1 protein-coding gene is annotated in these 2,186 nt (G+C 65.7%); it reads right to left on the reverse strand.

Going from position 1 to position 2,186, the window contains the following annotated elements; all coding sequences use genetic code 11:
• Positions 1 to 115 precede the first annotated feature (115 nt).
• A complete protein-coding gene (gene ltrA, locus ACFU8Q_RS41130) occupies positions 116 to 1,510 on the reverse strand; it encodes a group II intron reverse transcriptase/maturase (protein WP_384465236.1) in 1,395 nt (464 codons plus the stop codon).
• Positions 1,511 to 2,186: the final 676 nt, after the last annotated feature.

Here is a 2,186-nt window from a genome sequence, read left to right on the forward strand (position 1 = left end):
TCGCTGAGTAGGCCCGGAGCGCGGTGCCGGGATTGCTCCCGGTCCGTTTCTCCGGACCTCTCGCCGAACCCGCCGTGCGTCTCTCAACGCAGCGGGCTCTCCACGGTCTCTGCCGTCAGGCGGGGTTCGCGGGCTGCCATGGGTTGGGGATCGTGCTGGCCCGGTATCGGTAACGGCTGACCGTGACCGATGCGATCCGGAACAGTTCGATCCCGTCTGCCGCGATCGGTCGCCACCGCCCGGTGGGGGTGGTGAACCGTCGGCGGACGTCGCCCCAACTCCAGTGGTGACGTGTCCGCAGCATGCGGATCAGACGCCACCACACGAAGGCGTCGAGCTTGTCGAAGACATGCTTGGCGACTGCGTGCTTGAAGTAGTTGGCCCAACCGCGCATGATCTGAGTGAGTCTGATCAGCACGGTGGCGAGATCCTGCTGCGATGTCCTGTTTGTCAGGGCACGAATCTTCGCCTTCAGCGACCGGGTGGGCCGGTCGCCGATGAAGGTATAGACGTGCCATTTGTTCGTGCCTCCTTTGCGTTTCCACTGGATGCGGAAGCCCAGGAAGTCGAACGCATCGCTCATGTGCACGATCCGTGTCTTGGCCTGCGACAGTCGCAGGCCAAGCGGTTCGAGCAGGTCAGCGATCTCTTCGCGCAACGCCGCGGTGTCGGCCTCGGTGCCATGCACCAGGACGACGAAGTCGTCCGCGTAGCGGACGACCCGCCACGTCGGCCGGCCTTTGCGGCGCCGGTAGGCGCGTTTGCCCTCGGTGGCCATCGTCCCGACTGGCTCCCACGGTCCGTGCAGGTGCTCGTCGAGCACCGACAGAGCGATGTTCGCCAGCAGCGGAGACAGGATGCCTCCTTGCGGGGTGCCGGTCAGTGTCTCCTTGCTCTCGCCGAGTTCAGTAAGAATCCCGGCCTTGAGGAAGGCTTTGACCAGCATCAGGATGCGCTTGTCTTTCACCCGGTGCCGCACTCGGTCCATCAGGGCCGGGTGGTCGATCGAGTCGAAGCACGCCTCGATGTCCGCATCCAGCACCCAGCGATACCCCCGGGTGCCGAAATAGTGAATCTCGGCGATCGCGTCCTGGGCCCGCCGTCGGGGCCGGAACCCGTAGGAGACCGGCTTGAAGTCGGCCTCGAAGATCGGTTCCAGCACCAGCTTCAGCGCCGCCTGAACGACCCGGTCCGCGATCGTCGGAATCCCGAGCCTGCGGACCTTCCCCGAGCCTCCCGGCTTGGGAATCATGCGTTCCCGCACCGGCAAAGGACGGAACGAACCGTCCTTGAGAGCGGCCCGCAGGTCGTTCAGGAACCCGGGGACACCGATGGATTCCTCGACGTCGGTGGCGGTCAGGCCGTCGACGCCGGGAGTCCGGGCTCCGCGGTTGCCCGCGACCCGGTCGAACGCCACCAACAGCGTCGCCGGGTCGTGCACGAAGTTGAACAGGTCATCGAACCGGCGGCCAGGATCGGCCACCGCCCAACGGTGAAGCTTGGTCTGCATCTCCAGTACCCGGACCCGGGGGCCCGGAGCTCCGCCATTCGGCGGGGCTTCTTCCGGCATTGCAGCATCCTTCCCTTCTCGATACCGCTGCCGCCCTTCCCCAAGTGACCGGCTTTCCCGGCCTCGGAGTACTACGGCGGCTCCGCCCCGTCCCCAACCGATCGGCGGTCGATGCGCCCAGCCCCGGCAGCCTGTTGGAGACAAACGGCGGGGCGAGGTTCGGGACGGTTCCCGTGTTCACTGTGGTTCGCTCGATGGAGTAGGAGCCCGACTGTGTCCCTGCGGCATCGCCACGAGTACGCCGCAGGCCTTCCTCGTGGCCTCCCGGTCAGCTTTCGTAGACCGACCCAGGAGTTGTCAGACCACCCGAAAGGATGACCCGAGTACGCACCGCTTCCGGCCCAGATTCGCCAGGTTCGAGCCGGAGGCACTTTAAGAGACGTAAAACGCCGGTTCCTCGCGTACTCCTCTCCATCACGCTTGCCGGACCCGCCCCATCTGGCAGTACTGGACACGTCCCGGCTTTGTCAGGGCTGCTCTCGCCCTCCTCGGCATCACCCGGATCAGGCTGCCCTCAGCTTCAACCCCACTGCTGCGACAGCGGGTTGGTGCAGGTCTTCCACCTCCACTCGAACCAACAGCGCCTCACGGCGCAAACGGAATGTGTGCCAGAACC

The organism is Streptomyces sp. NPDC057543, from assembly GCF_042801895.1.
GTDB lineage: Bacteria > Actinomycetota > Actinomycetes > Streptomycetales > Streptomycetaceae > Streptomyces.

Bases quoted from the DNA above. Each gene is read 5' to 3' on its own strand.
- ltrA (WP_384465236.1), bottom strand. From the start codon at position 1,510: ATGCAGACCAAGCTTCACCGTTGGGCGGTGGCCGATCCTGGCCGCCGG.